Source organism: Enterobacter sp. IF2SW-B1, assembly GCF_001743375.1.
Classification (GTDB): Bacteria; Pseudomonadota; Gammaproteobacteria; order Enterobacterales; family Enterobacteriaceae; genus Enterobacter; species Enterobacter bugandensis.
The window spans coordinates 1-371 of record NZ_MJAA01000350.1 but is presented as its reverse complement, the minus strand read 5'-3'; the positions used below and the strand labels follow the sequence as shown (position 1 = coordinate 371).

1 protein-coding gene is annotated in these 371 nt (G+C 52.3%); it reads right to left on the bottom strand.

Annotated features, from left to right (window positions below; translation table 11 throughout):
• Positions 1–148: 148 nt before the first annotated feature.
• The coding region (locus A6013_RS27475; protein ID WP_217629512.1) for a hypothetical protein at positions 149–371 on the bottom strand (223 nt) is incomplete at its 5' end.

Here is a 371-nt window from a genome sequence, read left to right as displayed (position 1 = left end):
GAATAAAGGTCAGTCTGTTGGCTTTGGCAAAATTGACGTTCAGTTTCATATAGCTGTGTCTGCCAGTATCTTCAGTAACGTTGCCGCTATAGCCTGCTAACTGCGGCGAGAGCGAGGCCGTGCTCTGATCCAGACCGCTGCTCAAAATCTATTCCACACTCACCGACGTTTGGCCTTTAGGGTCGGTGTGCGTTACGTGATGTGACAAATGACCCAACGCATTCTGGCTTCTCCAGTAAACCGTCCGCCCATCCACCGCCACCTCATTAGCCATTATGACGTCGGAGAGAAGTTGCAGAGCGCCATTGCTCTGAACAAAAAACTTCACACTGCCGTCCGGGCCGACGTCGCCCGGCGACAACAAACCAAAA